Below are 16,179 nucleotides of genomic sequence, written 5' to 3' on the forward strand. Positions count from 1 at the left end.
CCACTATTTCAAATCTGCATGTAAAAAAATGCGACCGGCACTATAATACAAAATAAACATCCACAGAAAATCCAGGCTTAACGGAACCGTTGTCCTGTCAAACTTTTGTAATGCAATTAATCGAAGCTGTCCCATGGGCAATATTCTTATCAGACTTTCTGCATGTTGCCCATTCATCAAAAAAATCATAAGAAAAAACAGAACCATGGAAACTGCCAGTGTTTTTCCCATATCGCGGAAAACAAAAGCAAGAACGACCGGTAATGCACACATGGTGATTACGACAAACAGTATTTGAAAAGCCACAGTAAAAGTACCTGAAATTTCCGGAAATCTTTCTTTCATACCAAACCGGCCAATGATTTCATGTATCAGTAACGGAACTGTCAGAATGAGGATGCAGCCAATCTGGGATACCATGACTTTTGCCCAGAATACATAACCTCTCTTATGTCCTGCAGTCAGATATGCATTTAAGGTTCTTCCTCCAAAATCATTTCCAACAAACAATGCTATAAAAACAATAATCAGGAAATAAAGAAGTGGCATATTATATAAAGATGCCATAACCAGATTTGAAGTTTTTCCTTTGCTGTCCAGCAACAATATACTGCTTAAAAGAAACGTAAAGATCCCGATTCCCCAAAAGTACCAGCTGTGCCATAATTTATACCATTCCGTTCTCAGGAGATTTGCCATCTTTTGCCCCTCCTATTTTACTCAGGAAATAATCTTCCAATGTATCACCCGATACAAAAAGCCCGGTAACCAGCACATGCGCTTCTGATAAAACAGATGCAACCATTTCCAGATCATCCAGATGATCGTACAAACGAATCGTACCATCGGGCATCAGCTTAAAATGATCTGTATGAAGATTTTCTTCCAGAACCATCACTGCTTTCTGCATATCGGTTGTCTGAATCGCAATATGACGTTTGCACCGTTCATTTAATTCATGATCAGAAATTTCTTCTATAATATTTCCATGATCAAGCAGAATAAACTCTGTTGCCGTTTGATACAATTCTTCCAAAATATGACTGGAGACCAGAATTGTCATTCCGTATTCCCTGTTTAACGTTTTTAATAAATTCCTGATTTCCACAATTCCGGCAGGGTCCAGTCCGTTAACAGGTTCATCTAAAATTAAAAATTCCGGGGTATTCAAAAGAGCCATTGCAATTCCAAGGCGCTGCCGCATCCCTAAGGAAAAATTTCGAACCCTCTTTTTTCCCGTATCGTTTAACCCAACCATATCCAATGTTCTTTTTATCACGGTTTTATCCGGTATGCCACGCTGAATACGCTGTATTTCCATATTCTGATATGCGGTCATTGCAGGAAATAATGCCGGTGTTTCGATCATACTTCCAATCCGTTTACGCTGTTTCTGTAATTCCACAGTTTCTGATTTTCCCCATAAGGAAAGCGTGCCGCTTGTCGGAAATGCAAGTCCCGTGACTAGTCTTAAAAAAGTAGTCTTGCCAGCCCCATTCTGACCGATAAAACCATAAATTTTACCCTTTTTTATCTGCAAATTTATGTGGTCCAATGCCAGTGTCTGCTTATACTCTTTCGTTAAAGACCGGGCTTCTAAAATAACTGAATTCATCTTCCGAACCTCCTTTACAAAAAACAGTATAACGAACATTCTTAAAGAATTCCTTAAGCTGAGATAAGAAGACATTAAAAAAGCATAAAGCCAGGGAACTTTTATTCCTTAGCCTTATGCAGACGATAACCAATGCCCCAGACCGTATCTATAAATTCTTTATCCGGACAAACCGCTTTTAATTTGTTACGCAGATTACTGATATGAACATTAAGCGTATTGTCTTCCACAAAATATTCTGTATTCCACACACTCTGAAAAAGATTTGACTTTGAGAATACTTTGTCCGGATATTTCATCAGCAATTCCAGAATGGCAAATTCTTTTGCGGTTAAAGCCAATTCCGCTTCCTTCAAAAATGCCGTATTCTTTTCCAGATCCAGACATAAATCCCCGTATTGTAAACAGGCAGCCGAACGATTTTCAAACTGTACTCTGCGCAGATTGCTTTCGATTCTGGCAAGCACTTCTTCCATATCAAAAGGTTTTGTAATGTAATCATCTGCCCCAAGACGAAGCAGATCAATTTTATTCTGTGTCGTTTCTTTCGCTGAAATAATAAGAACCGGTATCGTAAATTGTCTGCGTATATCTGCCAGAATAATATCGCCGCTTCGATAGGGTAACATAATATCAAGTATGATCAGATCAATTTTTTCTTTGTGTAAGAAATCCAGAACATGGAGTCCATCATATTGACTGTACACAACATATCCGTTTTCTTTCAGGAAATCTGTTAACAGCGTATTGATTTCCACATCATCTTCAATTATTAATATTTTATCCACTTGTGTACCTCTTTTTTACAGACAATAACCTTCTTCCCTGAGTTTCTTTCCCTCTTCGATATAAGAAAGTGCACTCTCTTTTAACCCTGCAATTTCTTCTTCCGTCAATGCCCGCGTGACCTTCGCCGGTCTGCCCATAACCATGCTTCCATCCGGGATATTCTGATGTTCGAGCACAAGGCTTCCTGCTGCGATGAGACAGTTTTTTCCGATCACACTGCCGTTCATCACCGTTGCGCCCATGCCGATTAATGTGTTGTCCCCGATCGTGCAGCCATGAAGAATTGCATTATGCCCCACCGTCACATAATCGCCCACCATGGTCGGGTCGACTTTGGAAGTGTGAACCGTGCAGTTATCCTGAATGTTTGTCCCTTTTCCGATGATAATTTTATTGTCATCCCCACGCAGTACCGCATAAAAAAGAATGGTACTGTCCTCACCGATGGATACATCCCCCATCACTACCGATTCCTTTACGATATTGGCGGATGCCGCTATATTTCCCGTTGTTTTTATCATGACCGATTTCCTCATTTCTTCATTTCATACTGTTTTTAGTATAACATCTCCGTTTTTTCTTCTCAACATGCTCCTGGAAAAGAAAAAGCGAGGACATCAGCAGATGCTCTCGCTCGACTCCATTTTACGATTTATTCGTAAATGTGTTTCTTTTTATCTTTTGCTTTCGCCTGTTTTTTCTTTAACGGGTGTTTTGGATTCTTATCTGACATAGTAATCGCCTCTTTTCCTCATATTCATATGTCAAATTTGTTTCCTTTGTTATGCCTACGTTATAGCACTGTATTCTGGCAATGTCAACCCTGTCTGTTAATTATTTTGTGTTTTTTCTGTGAATATGATAAATTTACTCATTTTAACGCAAGTTGTCAGGCATTTTGTGTTTGTGTTTTTTCTGTGAACTTACAAAATCCTCCAAAAAAAGCCATTGACATTTTAAATTTTCATCCCTATAATGATAAAAGTTCGGTTGCTAACTATTTAAAATCATTTTAAGAAAGGAGTGATTTCTTGCAGGATTTCGATGAAGAACAACTCAAAGAAATTCATATGGGCCGCCTGATCCAGGTACTGTCCCATCAGATGAAACGGAAAAGCTGTGTGAACTCCATGATCAACGACGATGGTCTGACCACCATGCAGAAACATGTGTTGAAATTTCTTCTTCTGGAAACCCTTCACAAGGTTGTCTACCAGAAAGACATCGAAGAAGAATTTCAGATCCGCAAATCCACGGCGACCGGAATGCTGCAGCTTCTCGAAAAAAATGGTTTTATTGTGCGGGAAAGCGAAAAAAAAGATGCCCGTCTGAAACGCATCATTCCTACAAAGAAAGCGGAAGCACTCCGTCCGAGCATCCTTGCACACATAAGGCAGTCGGAAACACAGCTTACGACAGATATTTCCGAAGCTGATGTTCTGACCTGTAAAAAAGTGCTCTACCAGATGCTCTATAACGTATCAGAACATAAGGAGGTATGTAAAAAAAATGAATAAGAAACTTTTACAATCCGTCCGGGAATACAAAAAGCAATCCATCATTACCCCTCTTTTGGTTACATTAGAGGTACTGATGGAAGTATTGATTCCTCTGGAAATGGCAAAAATTATTGATATTGGCATTGCAGAAGGAAATCTCGGATATATTATCCAAAGAGGACTTATCCTTGTAATTATGGCAATGATGTCCCTGTTTTTCGGTGTACAGGCCGGAAACTTTGCAGCAATTGCCGGAGCCGGATATGCCAAAAATCTGCGGCACGATATTTATTATAAAGTACAGGATTTTTCCTTTAAAAATATCGACCATTTTTCCACGTCCGGTCTTGTAACACGTATGACCACCGATATTACAAATATCCAGATGGCTTATATGATGAGTATCCGCCTGCTGGCAAGGGCTCCGATCATGATTATTTTATCCTGGGTTATGACCCTGACGCTCAGCAGAAAAGCTGCGCTCTTATTTTTAATCGTCATTCCGGTACTCGGTGGCACGCTGTTATTTATTGCAAAAAAAGCCCATCCACATTTCATCAAGGTGTTTGACGAATATGATGAATTAAACAATTCCGTACAGGAAAATGTAAATGCCGCCCGCGTCGTAAAGGCATTCGTCCGTGAAGATTATGAAATTGGTAAATTCCACGGTGTTTCCAAATATGTTTATCAACTTTTTACCACAGCGGAAAAGATCGTTGCCTGGAATTCCCCGGTTATGCAGTTTGTCATGTATGCTGTGATTATGATTCTTATTTACATTGGCGGAAAAGGCATCGTAACCGGAATCATGGAAACCGGTGCACTTACTTCTATTATTGTATATGCCTTACAGATCATCGGTTCCCTGACGATGGTAACATTTGTGTTTGTCATGATCATGATTGCCGGTGCATCGACCGACCGTATCGTGGAAGTACTAAATGAGATTCCGGAAATGCGCGATCCTGCTGATGCTGTAACTTCCGTTGCCGATGGTGATATTATTTTCGATCATGTCAGTTTCAGTTATGCCGGTGAAGGTGGAAATCTTTCCTTAAAAGACGTCAATCTGCATATCAAATCCGGTCAGACCGTGGGGATCATCGGTGGAACCGGAAGTGCAAAATCAACGCTTGTACAGCTGATTCCGCGTCTGTATGACGTCACCGAAGGAAGTGTAAAAGTTTCCGGTATCGACGTGCGCAAATATAATCTGGAATCCCTGCGCGATCAGGTTTCCATGGTGTTGCAGAAAAACGTCCTGTTCTCCGGAACAATTTACGACAATATCCGCTGGGGCAACGAAAATGCTACGGATGAAGAAGTACAGAATGTCTGTAAACTGGCACAGGCCGACGGATTCGTCCGCGAATTTCCGGATGGTTACAATACACAGATTGTCCAGGGTGGAAACAACGTATCCGGTGGACAGAAACAGCGTCTTTGTATTGCCCGTGCCCTGCTGAAGAAACCAAAAATTCTGATCCTTGATGATTCTACCAGCGCCGTGGATACCAAAACCGATGCGCTGATCCGCAAGGCTTTCCGCGAGGAAATTCCAAACACGACAAAGATCATCATTGCACAGCGTGTTTCTTCCATTGAAGATGCCGACTTGATCATTGTCCTTGAAAACGGTGAGATTTCCGGCATTGGTACATCCGAAGAACTGTTAAAAACCAATGCTATTTACCGTGAAGTATATGAATCACAGGTCAAAGGAGGTGAAGATCATGAATAACAAAAAACCAAAGCTTTCCAAATACAATATTGCTACCGCAAAACGTCTGTTGAAATATGTAACAGAAACCTATAAAGCCCGCTTTATTCTTGTATTTGTATGTATCTTCTTAAGTGCAGTCGCATCCATTTCGGTATCTCTGTCCTTAAAATACATGCTTGATGATTTCATCCTTCCCCTGATTGGACAAAAAAGTCCGGACTATACCGAATTTTACCGTGCACTTGCTGTACTTGGCTGTATTTTCATTGTCGGTGTTATTGCAACATTTATCTATACCCGTATGATGGTATATATCGGCCAGGGTGTGTTAAAGCGTGTGCGTGATGATATGTTTGAGCATATGCAGACCCTTCCGATCCGCTATTTCGATCAGAATACGAATGGCTCTATCATGAGTCTTTACACAAATGATACCGATACCCTGCGCCAGATGATCAGTCAGGCAATCCCACAGGCACTGATGTCATTTTTCACCATCATTGTTACGTTTATTTCCATGCTGGTCTTAAGTCCCCTGCTGACACTGCTTGCCATTGTTGTCATCGGGATTCTGGTATTTGTCACAAAAAAAATCGGTGGAAACAGTGGAAAATACTTTGTGCGCCAGCAGGTTTCCCTTGCCGACGTGACCGGATTTGTGGAAGAACATATGAATGGCCAGCGTGTGGTAAAAGTGTTCAACCATGAGCAGAAATCCAAAGAGGAATTCGACCAGCTCAACGAAGCACTGTTTGACAGTGCCTCACAGGCAAACAAATACGCAAACATGATGGGACCGGTGATCGGAAACATCGGAAACTTACAGTTCGTTCTGACCGCTGTCCTCGGTGGTGTTCTCTCGGTTGCCGGTGTGGGCGGCATTACGCTCGGCGTCATGGCCTCCTACCTGCAGTTTACCAAGAGTTTTACCCAGCCATTTATGCAGGTGGCACAACAGTTCAACTCCATCGTTATGGCGCTTGCCGGAGCGGAGAGAATCTTTGCCCTGATCGACGAAAAACCGGAGACAGACGAAGGCTATGTAACACTTGTCAATGCAAAAAGAGATGCCGATGGCAACATCATCGAATGTAAAGAACGTACCGGCATGTGGGCATGGAAACATCCACATTCCGCAGATGGAAGTGTATCTTACACCCCTCTGACCGGCGATGTCCGTTTTGAGGATGTTACATTCGGCTACAATCCGAATAAGGTCATCTTAAAGGATATCAGTCTGTTCGCCAAACCGGGACAGAAACTGGCATTTGTTGGCTCTACCGGTGCCGGAAAGACAACAATTACCAACCTGATCAACCGTTTCTACGATATTCAGGAGGGAAAAATCCGCTATGACGGCATCAATATCACCAAGATCAAAAAAGATGATCTGCGCCGCTCCCTCGGTATTGTCCTGCAGGATACCCATCTGTTTACCGGAACCATCCGCGATAATATCCGTTACGGAAATCTTGATGCAACCGATGAGCAGATCTACGAAGCTGCCAGACTTGCGCACGCAGACCAGTTCATCCGGATGCTGCCAAACGGTTATGATACCATGTTAAGCGGTGACGGCGAAGAACTTTCCCAGGGACAGCGCCAGCTGCTTTCCATTGCAAGAGCCGCCGTGGCTGATCCACCGGTTCTCATCCTCGATGAGGCAACTTCCAGCATCGATACCCGTACCGAAAGCATTGTACAAAAGGGTATGGATAATCTGATGAAAGGACGTACGGTATTTGTGATCGCTCACCGCCTGTCTACGATCCGAAACAGTGATGCAATTATTGTGCTTGATCATGGACAGATCATTGAACGCGGAGATCATGCGGATCTGATTAAGCAGAAGGGAACCTATTATCAGCTGTATACCGGAAAACTGGAACTTTCCTAAACTGGAAATACCCTCCTATTGCAGAAATATTACAGACTTGTTACAATACATTTGTACTTAGCTAATACAAATACAAACAGGGAGGTACTTAACTATGTGCTTTAGATTTTTTTCCAACTGCGATTTCTCAGCACTGATCCGTAAGTGTTTTGGATGCTAATAACCAGCAAAAAAGAAGCTGCACACGAATTTTCTTTTCGTGTGTCAGCTTCTTTTTGCGTTTCCTGTCTGTATTCACCTGACCGGTCCGTCTATGCACGGAAATCAAATTTATTTTTTGATATGTTGATTTAAAAACTCCATTACTTCTCGTTTCTTTGGAATCGCAGGAATTCCACCTCTCTTTTGCACACACAGACATGCTACTGCATTTCCCTGCCGTGCACAGGCACGCAAATCATTCCAGTCCATCTCATCAATTGCTTTGTTCAAGGATAAAAACTGGCTCAGGAATCCACCCCAGAATGAATCTCCGGCTCCTGTTGTATCAACCGCCTCTGTTGCAAATCCCCTGATCTGTTCTTTTCCATCCGTAGTTGCCACAAGTACGCCGTCACTGCCAAGTGTAATGGCAATCAGCTCTGGTCCCATGGAAAGCAACTCCTCCGCAGCTTCTTCATAGCTGTTTTTTCCCGTCAGCAGGAGACTTTCTTCATCCGATACCTTCATCACATCCGCAAATGGAATCACTGCTTTCATTTCCTGTACTGCAGTCTGTTCATTTCTCCACAAGGATGCACGGTAATTTGGATCATAAGAAACCAATGCTCCCGCGTCTTTTGCGATATGAACGGCTTCTAAAGTTGCACTTTTTGCCGGTTCATCCGTCAGGGAAAGCGATCCGAAATGAAAAATTTTACCTTTTTGCAAAAGCGTCGGATCCAGTTCTTCTTTCCGAAGTTGTGTATCCGCGCCCGGTTTTCTTGCAAATGAAAATTTCCGCTCACCGTTTTCATCAATTTCTACAAACGCAAGTGTAGTAAAATACTTATCATCTTCGATCAGATGGTCCACTGCAATCCCCTCATTTTGTAAGGTTCTTTTTAAAAATGCACCATGCATGTCTTTTCCGACTTTTCCAATAAACGATGTCCGGTATCCCATATGGCTTGCAACCGTCAACAAATTCGCCGGTGCACCACCGGGATTCTGCTCAAACAGCTTCATTCCATCTTTTCCGTATCCTGCCTCGGTAAAATCGATCAGCAGTTCACCCAATGCTACAATATCAACCTCTTTTTCCATTCTTTAATTCCTCCACAATTTCATTATAACGCTTTTTATTCAGCCGATAAAAGAATAATACCACAGCAGTCACAATCCAGAGAACCCCCGGAATGGTTGTAAATGCATGTTTCATAATGGAAAGTACGGCTGCATTTTGTGTCTGGTTTGCCACATACCCGTATTTTCCGAGTAATCCGGCAAGAAGTGCTGTTCCAATTGCCATTCCAATCTTGTTTCCAAGCGAGATAAACGCATATTGAAATCCATCGTTGCGCAATCCGGTTTTCCACTCACCGTACTCCACACAATCCGGAATGATTGCATAAATTGCGGTATTGAATCCGGAAAAGAAAAACTGTGTAATTCCAGACAATGCATAAAAGATAACCGGAGCTTCTTTTACATTAAAGAAAAACATGGAAAGCATCGAAATTCCTGTCAAAAGTGCAAATACACTGGCAGTTCTTCCTTTATTGTTCAGTTTACGGAATACCGGCTGAAAGCAGGCTGCTCCAATAATGGAAGGAATAATGATGCACATCGAATAAGTGGTATAATACGAGGCATTTCCTTCTACATAAGTAAAATAATACAGGACATCCGCATTTCTTCCATATAAAGTAAAACCAAATAAAATCTGTCCTACCAGAGCCAGCAGATACGGACGATTCTGAAGCACCGCTTTTAGCTGGACTTTTATAGAAATTTTTTCTTTTTCCGGTGTGATCACAGCCTCTTTTGTCTTTGCAAAGCAAAAGAAATGACATGCTGCAAAAATGCATCCATAAATAACTGCCACCGTCAGATATCCGGTTTTTGCACTGCTGCTTCCAAATTTGTTAATCAAAGGAACGGTAATGATATTTAACACACCGATTGCAATCATTGCTGCAACGGAACGGGAAGTGTTGATTTTTGCACGCTCATCAATGTCCTGTGTCATTGCTCCACAGAGTGTTCCATATGGAATATTCACACAGGTATATCCCAAAACAAGGAGACAATATGTGATTACCATATATACAATTTTTGCAGTCTGATTCCAGTCTGGTCTTGCCCAGAATGTCATTACAAGGAGCACCGCCGTAATCGGTGCCGCCACCAAAAGCCATGGACGGTATCTTCCCCATCTTGTCTTTGTCTTGTCGGTCAGTCCCCCGACAATCGGATCATTAATGGCATCCCAGAATCGGGAAAACAGCATCAGTGCAGACACTGCTGCCATACTGATTCCAAATACATCGGTATAAAAAATCATTAAAAAATTGCTGACAAACATCCAACTGAAATTACATCCCACATCACCAAAACCATATGCAATTTTGCTGATCAGCGGCACTTTTCCACTTCTGTTCTCGCTACCCATACGTTCCTCCTACTTCATCAGAGTTTCTGGCAAAACTCGATTCTCTCCTCATTCGGTCCTTTAATCATGAAAAACTTTACACCATTATCCCAAAACGGAAGCTGCTCAATTCCATCCGTAATGACTTCATATCCATTTTCACAGATCTTTTTATACATTTCTTCAATATCTCTCACATCCAGTGCGACATGCTGATATGCCCCGTCTGCCATTACCGCCTGTCCGTTCTCAAACGATTCGATACAGTAATTCTGAATCTGCAAAAACGCAACCTTTTCTTTTGCCTTTTCATTATAGGTTTCTAAAATCACTTCAAATCCAAGACTTTTATAAAATTCGATTGTCTTTTTTAAATCATTCGTCGGGAGCCCTATGTGGGCTACTCCGACAATTCCATATTCGTTTTTCATCTGTTTAATCCTCCTGCACATTGATGATGACTTTCATCGTTGTCTCACGGTTATCATCAATATACTGGTATGCTTTCAGATAATCTTTAAATGCAAACGTTTTTGAAATTAATGGTTTCAAATGTACCTTTCCCTCATTGACAAGACGGATACCATCTACATAATCGTCATGCCGGTACATCATGGTACTTTTAATATCGAGTTCGTGATCATTTGCGACTGCCAGATCCACCTCTGCCATTCCTGCAAATACTGCAACTAGTACGATCACACTTCCTTTTCTTGCATATTTGATTGCCTGCCCCATCGTAATGTTATTTCCTGCACAGTCATAGATCACATCTGCCTTATCCGGACCAAATGCCTCTACCATAGCCTCTCCAAAATCTTTGTGCAGCGTGTTGACACATACATCAATTCCACATTCTTTTGCTTTTTCCAAACGCAGATCACTGACATCGGTAATCATAACCTTTGCTGCTCCCATCCCTTTTGCTGTTTGTGCAACAAGATTTCCAATTGGACCTGCGCCGATTACTGTGATATTCATTCCTTTTACATCGCCCATCTGCTTTACTCCATGAACTGCAACTGCAAGAGGCTCGATCATCGCCCCTTCTTCATAAGACATATCTTCCGGAATCGGTGTTACCTTAGATGCATCTACTGCAAAATATTCAGAAGCCGTACCTGTGGTCTGGAATCCCATAACCTTTAATTCCTCGCAAAGATTATATTTTCCATGGCGACACGGATAGCAGTGTCCGCAATAAACCTGTGGTTCAATCGTAACTTTCTGTCCGATCTGAAACCCAGAAACATTTTTCCCTATTTCTGCGATTTCTCCGGAAACCTCATGTCCCTGTGTCACCGGATATTTCGTAAACGGATGCTTTCCATGATATACATGGATATCAGAACCACAGATACCTATATTTCTGATTTTTACCAGTACCTGATCATCCTTGACTTCTGGAACCGGAACCTCTCTAAATGTAATTTCTCCTGGATTTGTCATTACCTGCTGTAACATAATTGTTTCCTCCTTTATATTTGTTCTTCTTTTGTTTTATCTTTTATAAAATGTTTTATTAAAGTAATTACATTATTGTCCCATTCCTCTGTTTTGTCAATAGTTTTTGAGAGTTTTTACCAGTTGCACAATTTTTTATTTTACTTTTTGTACAATTTTTCTAAATTTTTAAACAAAAAAGTTCCCTCTTTACCGCATGTACACGCCAGTAAAGAAGGAACTTTTTTAATTTCATCATTACGAACAGCATTCTTTTACATATTCATACAAAAAATGTTTTGCCGCACCAACCGCCGATGCTTCTTTTTCATAAGAACAATTTTTCAGATAAGAAATATCCCTGTCAAATCCATTGTAAGACAATACCCTCTGTCCCAATGGAATCATATACTCTGCCAGTACACCTCCGACATCTCCCCCAAGTATAATATCCATATCGTATGCCATCCGAAGATTGGATATCAGGATAGCAAGATGATCCAGATATCTTTCCCATTTTTGTTCAGCTTCCTTATTTCCCTGTTTCAATTGTTCCATAAATACTTCCAGAGAATTTTTTCCGTCCCCAGTCAGCACACTTGCCGCACAATAAGCATCTGCACACCCCTGCTTTCCACAATAACATCTGTCCCCTCCGGGAATCAGGATCATATGTCCAAACTCTCCTGCCTTCTGGTTCTGTCCACGAAACAGTTTTCCATCAATGCAAAATGCCCCTCCAAGAGTATGATTTAAGGAGAGGTATATCGCATTGTTATATTTTTGTGTATCTTCCGCAAGCATAGCGGAATTAGCATCATTCTCAAAATAAACCGGAAATCCCAATGCCTGTTCCAAAAAACGCAGACTGTAATTTTCTACCTGAAGAGCATGCGATTTTAGAACTGTCTTCTCATTCTGATCGATAATTCCGGGAATTGCAATTCCAATCCCTAAAATATCTTTCTCCGTTTTGCATTCTTTCAGAAACTGTTGCACCTGCCCGGCAATTTTTACACTATAATCGATATCCGGTGAAAATTTTAAACGGACACGTTTCAGATGTTCGATTTCATATCCCAGATTTACGAGTACCATTTCCAGATGATTAGCGGTAATTACAAGTCCCATTGCCCTGCAATATTCCTTGTTAATTCCTATGCTTTTGGCTTTTCTTCCTCCGGTAGATGCATACTCTCCATTTTCTACAATCAGTCCCTTTGCAATCAGCTCATTGACATTTGTCAGAACTGTAGGCATACTAAGCCCCAGTTCTTTTGCCAGTTCTGCCTTTGATGTAACGGAATGGTTCAACATGTAATTAATAATTTCAGTTCTTGCTATATTGCGTTTTTCTCTTTTTTCCGGCATAATCTTCCTCTTAAATAAAGTATTTTATAAAAGTATCATATGCTTTTATTTATTATTTGTAAAGAACCAATTTCATCCTATATCCAAACAAAAAACCGCTGCGGCTGCAACGGTTTTCATTCTGTCTATTATTCTTATTTTACGGTAACGGTCTTTACTTTTGACCATGCAGAATATGCTTTCTTATTGTTATCATTTTCTGTTCTGGCACAGGAACGAACCCGCACGTAATACTTCTTTTTTGAAGTAAGGTATTTGATTGTAACAGAAGTCTTCTGATCGTAAACACTTACTTTTTTTGCGCCCTGAAACTTGCTGTTGGTCGCATACTCTACCTCATATCTGTAATTATTTACTTTCGACCAGCTTACTTTTGCACTGCTCTTTCCGGCAGAAACAGATACGGTCGGAGCCTTCAGATTTATTTTTTTCACTCCGATTTCGTACTTGTACTGTTTTCCATAGTAATTTCTTACATAAGCATAATATGTTCCGGTATAAGGTGCAATAAACACATCACCGGATGCCACACAGAAATCTTTTTTCTTTACAGATGGCCAGAAAGACGATAATTCTGTTGTTTTGCCAAGCAATTTTACAATCGTTGTTTTTTCACTGTAAGAGTCCGCATCACAGATAAATTTATAGCTCTGTCCCTTTTTTAAGGTTACTGCATACATATCATTATCTTCTTCCGCACCACCATAGGAATTTCCCATAAATCCTGTATACATGGTGTTTACTTTCATACCTGTAGCATCATTTTTCTTCTCATTTGCCTCAAGCTCACAGACATTATTTTTTTCAAACGAAAAACGATACGTTGTAGAAGGCCGAAACTGGTAATGCGATTTCAGTGATACATAATAAGTTCCCTTTGCAAGCCCCACATAATTATCTGCTGCTGCCCCTGCACAGTCCATCATGATCTTCCAGATCTTTTCCCCTTTGGCGGAGTAAACAGCTACAACATAATTCTCCAGGGATTTCGGATCCTCCTCATTCAAATGAATCCGAAGGATTCCCTGCTGATCCAGCGTAACCTTGTTCCAGTATACCTTATCCGCATCCCATTTTACGGTATAATCGGTATCAAACGACTTCTCCGTTGCCGTGTCCATGGAAGTTTCCTCAACCGTAATTCCATCGGCATATGCCGGTACCGGTGCCATTACACCTGCTGCCAGCGCAAGTGTCAGTATCATCGCAGCTAATTTCTTTTTCATAGTATTCTCCTTTTTGTTTACATTTTAACCGAACCAATTGTCCTACACAATTCGTCCGACTCTCCCATTGTAAACATTTCAGGATGTAACCACAATAGGCGATAAGTCCTATAATTAACACAGCTTGTTGCCGTTTCCAAGAAATTATTTTGTAAAAATTATCCCTGTGCATACCGTGTCAGGAACTGCTTTGTCCGCTCTTCCTTCGGATGATCGATCACCTGGTGCGGGTCTCCCTGCTCCACAATCACACCACCATCCATGAAAATCAGCTGATCTGCCACATCACGGGCAAATGCCATCTCATGGGTAACAATGATCATCGTTGTTTTCTGTTCTGCCAGTGTGCGGATGACTTTTAAAACCTCACCGGTCAGCTCCGGATCAAGCGCCGATGTCGGCTCATCAAAACAGAGAATATCCGGTTTTAAGGCAAGAGCACGCGCAATTGCCACCCGCTGCTGCTGTCCGCCGGACAACTGATGCGGATAATGATCCATGCGCTCCGCAAGTCCCATGCGCTCTAACAGCTGTCGGCCGTGTGCATCAATTTCTTCCAAGATCTTTTTCTTATTCTGTTTGAAATCCGGACGTTCCTGTGCCAGAAGCTGTTCCGCAAGCGTCACATTCTGTAACGCTGTATACTGTGGAAACAGATTGAATGACTGAAACACCATGCCAAAATGCAGACGTTTTCTGCGCAGATCCGCATCCTTTTCCATTCCGGCTGTTGATGCATCAAACAAATTCTCTCCATTAACCGTAATCGTTCCGCCATTCGGGCGCTCCAGAAAATTCAGACAGCGCAGAAGCGTTGTCTTTCCGGAGCCGGACGATCCGATAATTGCAAGCGCCGTGCCTTCCTCCATGGAGAAACTGACATCTTTTAATACATTCGTTCTGCCGAAATGTTTTTCTATATGTGATACCTCTAAGATTGCCATGTTATCCTCCTACTTAAAGTAATCCAGCTTACGCTCAATATAATTAAATAAAAGCGTCAAAATACCAATAAAAATAAGATAAAATACACCGGTGTAAAACAGCGGCCAGGTCAGGCCATCGGATTTCATAAACGCAGCACCGGCAAAGGTCAGCTCATAGGCTGCAATGATACGCGCAAGAGAGGTATCTTTTACAAGCGTAATGATCTCGTTTGACATCGGTGGTACAACGCGCTTGATCATCTGAAGCAATGTGATTTTGAAAAAGATCTGATGCTTTGTCATGCCAAGCACCTGTCCGGCTTCCCTCTGTCCGGCCGGAACTCCCTCGATTCCTCCACGGAAAATCACAGAAAAATAGCACGCATAATTAATCACAAATGCCACTACGGTTGCGGTAATTCGCCCGCTCTCATTTCCGCTCCAGACGGTCGTATGGAGCCAGAGCCCCGGTCCATAGAAAATAATGATCAGCTGAAGCATCAGAGGTGTTCCACGGATGATCCAGACCAGAATCTGAACCAGACGCTGCAGCGGTTTAAACTTGCTGAGCAGGCCAAATGCCAGCACCAGCCCAAGCGGCAGCGCAAAAATCAGTGTCAGTATAAAAATTTCAAAAGTGGTGGCAAGACCTGTCAAAAGTGACTGTGTTACTGTCCAGAACATGATTTATTTCCCCTCTGGTACGACAACTACCTGTGCATTGTTACAATAAGCATTGGTACATTCCATTGCAGAAGTTACCTCGCTCGTCAGAGTCATTCCATTCCATACGACATCGATATTCTTGGAATTCAGTTCCATGACCTTGTTGTCCCAGTCGATCTCTACAAAATCAACCTCTACACCAAGTTTTTCTCCGACAAGTTTTGCCATATCTGCATCAAAACCGATCCAGTTGCCATCTTTATCCTTATAATCCATCGGCTCAAAATCGGTCACACCGACAACCAGTTTTCCTCTTCCCTTGATGTAATCCACGTCACTGTCTTTTGGGGACTGTTCAAAGGTGGCATCTTTCTGCTCTACAAGTGCTTCCTGAACACCGTAGGTTTCGGCAATTTTTTCCATGCTTCCGTCTTTATAAGAGTCAGCAA

General features: G+C 41.7%; 15 protein-coding genes and 1 pseudogene. 3 read left to right on the forward strand and 13 right to left on the reverse strand.

Annotated elements, in window-relative coordinates:
* Window positions 1-3: 3 nt before the first annotated feature.
* From M72_RS01545 to M72_RS01560, 4 genes are all read right to left on the reverse strand, one after another.
* Window positions 4-699 (reverse strand): MBL fold metallo-hydrolase, encoded by a 696-nt coding sequence (locus tag M72_RS01545; RefSeq protein WP_055066917.1) that lies wholly within the window; start codon window positions 697-699, stop codon window positions 4-6.
* Window positions 668-1,615 (reverse strand): ATP-binding cassette domain-containing protein, encoded by a 948-nt coding sequence (locus M72_RS01550; protein ID WP_055066918.1) that lies wholly within the window; start codon window positions 1,613-1,615, stop codon window positions 668-670. The genes M72_RS01545 and M72_RS01550 overlap by 32 nt, the downstream gene beginning before the upstream one ends.
* Before the next feature lie 101 nt (window positions 1,616-1,716).
* Complete coding sequence (locus tag M72_RS01555) at window positions 1,717-2,403, reverse strand: response regulator transcription factor (RefSeq protein ID WP_022046912.1); 687 nt, start codon at window positions 2,401-2,403, stop codon at window positions 1,717-1,719.
* A gap of 15 nt (window positions 2,404-2,418) precedes the next feature.
* On the reverse strand, window positions 2,419-2,925 hold the full coding sequence (locus tag M72_RS01560) for a gamma carbonic anhydrase family protein (protein ID WP_055066919.1): 507 nt from the start codon (window positions 2,923-2,925) through the stop codon (window positions 2,419-2,421).
* A gap of 510 nt (window positions 2,926-3,435) precedes the next feature.
* Between M72_RS01560 and M72_RS01565 the strand changes: the two genes are divergently transcribed.
* From M72_RS01565 to M72_RS01575, 3 genes are read left to right on the forward strand one after another with little or no spacing between them, the layout of a single operon-like run.
* Window positions 3,436-3,921: a MarR family winged helix-turn-helix transcriptional regulator gene (locus M72_RS01565; protein ID WP_022046914.1), complete on the forward strand. Its 486-nt coding sequence runs from the start codon at window positions 3,436-3,438 to the stop codon at window positions 3,919-3,921.
* A complete protein-coding gene (locus tag M72_RS01570; protein WP_055066920.1) occupies window positions 3,914-5,647 on the forward strand; it encodes an ABC transporter ATP-binding protein in 1,734 nt (577 codons plus the stop codon). Before M72_RS01565 ends, M72_RS01570 begins: the two co-directional genes overlap by 8 nt.
* The gene (locus M72_RS01575; RefSeq protein WP_055066921.1) at window positions 5,640-7,526 is read left to right on the forward strand and encodes an ABC transporter ATP-binding protein; all 1,887 of its coding nucleotides are present in this window, start codon (window positions 5,640-5,642) and stop codon (window positions 7,524-7,526) included. The genes M72_RS01570 and M72_RS01575 overlap by 8 nt, the downstream gene beginning before the upstream one ends.
* A gap of 270 nt (window positions 7,527-7,796) precedes the next feature.
* Here M72_RS01575 and M72_RS01580 read toward each other — a convergent pair whose 3' ends face one another.
* From M72_RS01580 to M72_RS18170, 9 genes and pseudogenes are all read right to left on the reverse strand, one after another.
* Window positions 7,797-8,771, reverse strand: coding sequence for a carbohydrate kinase family protein (locus M72_RS01580; protein WP_055066922.1), 975 nt, complete (start codon window positions 8,769-8,771; stop codon window positions 7,797-7,799).
* The gene (locus tag M72_RS01585) at window positions 8,755-10,119 is read right to left on the reverse strand and encodes an MFS transporter (protein ID WP_022084857.1); all 1,365 of its coding nucleotides are present in this window, start codon (window positions 10,117-10,119) and stop codon (window positions 8,755-8,757) included. The genes M72_RS01580 and M72_RS01585 overlap by 17 nt, the downstream gene beginning before the upstream one ends.
* Window positions 10,120-10,136: 17 nt before the next feature.
* Complete coding sequence (locus M72_RS01590) at window positions 10,137-10,529, reverse strand: VOC family protein (protein ID WP_022046919.1); 393 nt, start codon at window positions 10,527-10,529, stop codon at window positions 10,137-10,139.
* 4 nt (window positions 10,530-10,533) lie between these two features.
* Window positions 10,534-11,562, reverse strand: a complete 1,029-nt coding sequence (locus tag M72_RS01595) for a zinc-dependent alcohol dehydrogenase (RefSeq protein ID WP_022046920.1) — start codon at window positions 11,560-11,562, stop codon at window positions 10,534-10,536.
* Between the two features lie 237 nt (window positions 11,563-11,799).
* A complete protein-coding gene (locus M72_RS01600) occupies window positions 11,800-12,912 on the reverse strand; it encodes an ROK family transcriptional regulator (RefSeq protein ID WP_022046921.1) in 1,113 nt (370 codons plus the stop codon).
* A gap of 134 nt (window positions 12,913-13,046) precedes the next feature.
* Window positions 13,047-14,138 (reverse strand): fibronectin type III domain-containing protein, encoded by a 1,092-nt coding sequence (locus tag M72_RS01605; RefSeq protein ID WP_055066923.1) that lies wholly within the window; start codon window positions 14,136-14,138, stop codon window positions 13,047-13,049.
* A gap of 158 nt (window positions 14,139-14,296) precedes the next feature.
* Window positions 14,297-15,082 carry an amino acid ABC transporter ATP-binding protein gene (locus tag M72_RS01610; protein WP_055066924.1) on the reverse strand — a complete coding sequence of 262 codons (786 nt, stop codon included), beginning with the start codon at window positions 15,080-15,082 and terminating at the stop codon, window positions 14,297-14,299.
* 9 nt (window positions 15,083-15,091) lie between these two features.
* Window positions 15,092-15,748 carry an amino acid ABC transporter permease gene (locus tag M72_RS01615; protein WP_022046923.1) on the reverse strand — a complete coding sequence of 219 codons (657 nt, stop codon included), beginning with the start codon at window positions 15,746-15,748 and terminating at the stop codon, window positions 15,092-15,094.
* Between the two features lie 6 nt (window positions 15,749-15,754).
* Window positions 15,755-16,153, reverse strand: a pseudogene (locus M72_RS18170) (transporter substrate-binding domain-containing protein); the annotation flags it as partial.
* Window positions 16,154-16,179 lie beyond the last annotated feature (26 nt).

This window comes from Roseburia faecis, assembly GCF_001406815.1.
Lineage (GTDB): Bacteria > Bacillota > Clostridia > Lachnospirales > Lachnospiraceae > Roseburia > Roseburia faecis.

Bases quoted from the DNA above. Each gene is read 5' to 3' on its own strand.
- M72_RS01545 (WP_055066917.1), bottom strand. From the start codon at position 699: ATGGCAAATCTCCTGAGAACGGAATGGTATAAATTATGGCACAGCTGG.
- M72_RS01550 (WP_055066918.1), bottom strand. From the start codon at position 1,615: ATGAATTCAGTTATTTTAGAAGCCCGGTCTTTAACGAAAGAGTATAAG.
- M72_RS01560 (WP_055066919.1), bottom strand. From the start codon at position 2,925: ATGATAAAAACAACGGGAAATATAGCGGCATCCGCCAATATCGTAAAG.
- M72_RS01570 (WP_055066920.1), top strand. From the start codon at position 3,914: ATGAATAAGAAACTTTTACAATCCGTCCGGGAATACAAAAAGCAATCC.
- M72_RS01575 (WP_055066921.1), top strand. From the start codon at position 5,640: ATGAATAACAAAAAACCAAAGCTTTCCAAATACAATATTGCTACCGCA.
- M72_RS01580 (WP_055066922.1), bottom strand. From the start codon at position 8,771: ATGGAAAAAGAGGTTGATATTGTAGCATTGGGTGAACTGCTGATCGAT.
- M72_RS01585 (WP_022084857.1), bottom strand. From the start codon at position 10,119: ATGGGTAGCGAGAACAGAAGTGGAAAAGTGCCGCTGATCAGCAAAATT.
- M72_RS01590 (WP_022046919.1), bottom strand. From the start codon at position 10,529: ATGAAAAACGAATATGGAATTGTCGGAGTAGCCCACATAGGGCTCCCG.
- M72_RS01595 (WP_022046920.1), bottom strand. From the start codon at position 11,562: ATGTTACAGCAGGTAATGACAAATCCAGGAGAAATTACATTTAGAGAG.
- M72_RS01600 (WP_022046921.1), bottom strand. From the start codon at position 12,912: ATGCCGGAAAAAAGAGAAAAACGCAATATAGCAAGAACTGAAATTATT.
- M72_RS01605 (WP_055066923.1), bottom strand. From the start codon at position 14,138: ATGAAAAAGAAATTAGCTGCGATGATACTGACACTTGCGCTGGCAGCA.
- M72_RS01610 (WP_055066924.1), bottom strand. From the start codon at position 15,082: ATGGCAATCTTAGAGGTATCACATATAGAAAAACATTTCGGCAGAACG.
- M72_RS01615 (WP_022046923.1), bottom strand. From the start codon at position 15,748: ATGTTCTGGACAGTAACACAGTCACTTTTGACAGGTCTTGCCACCACT.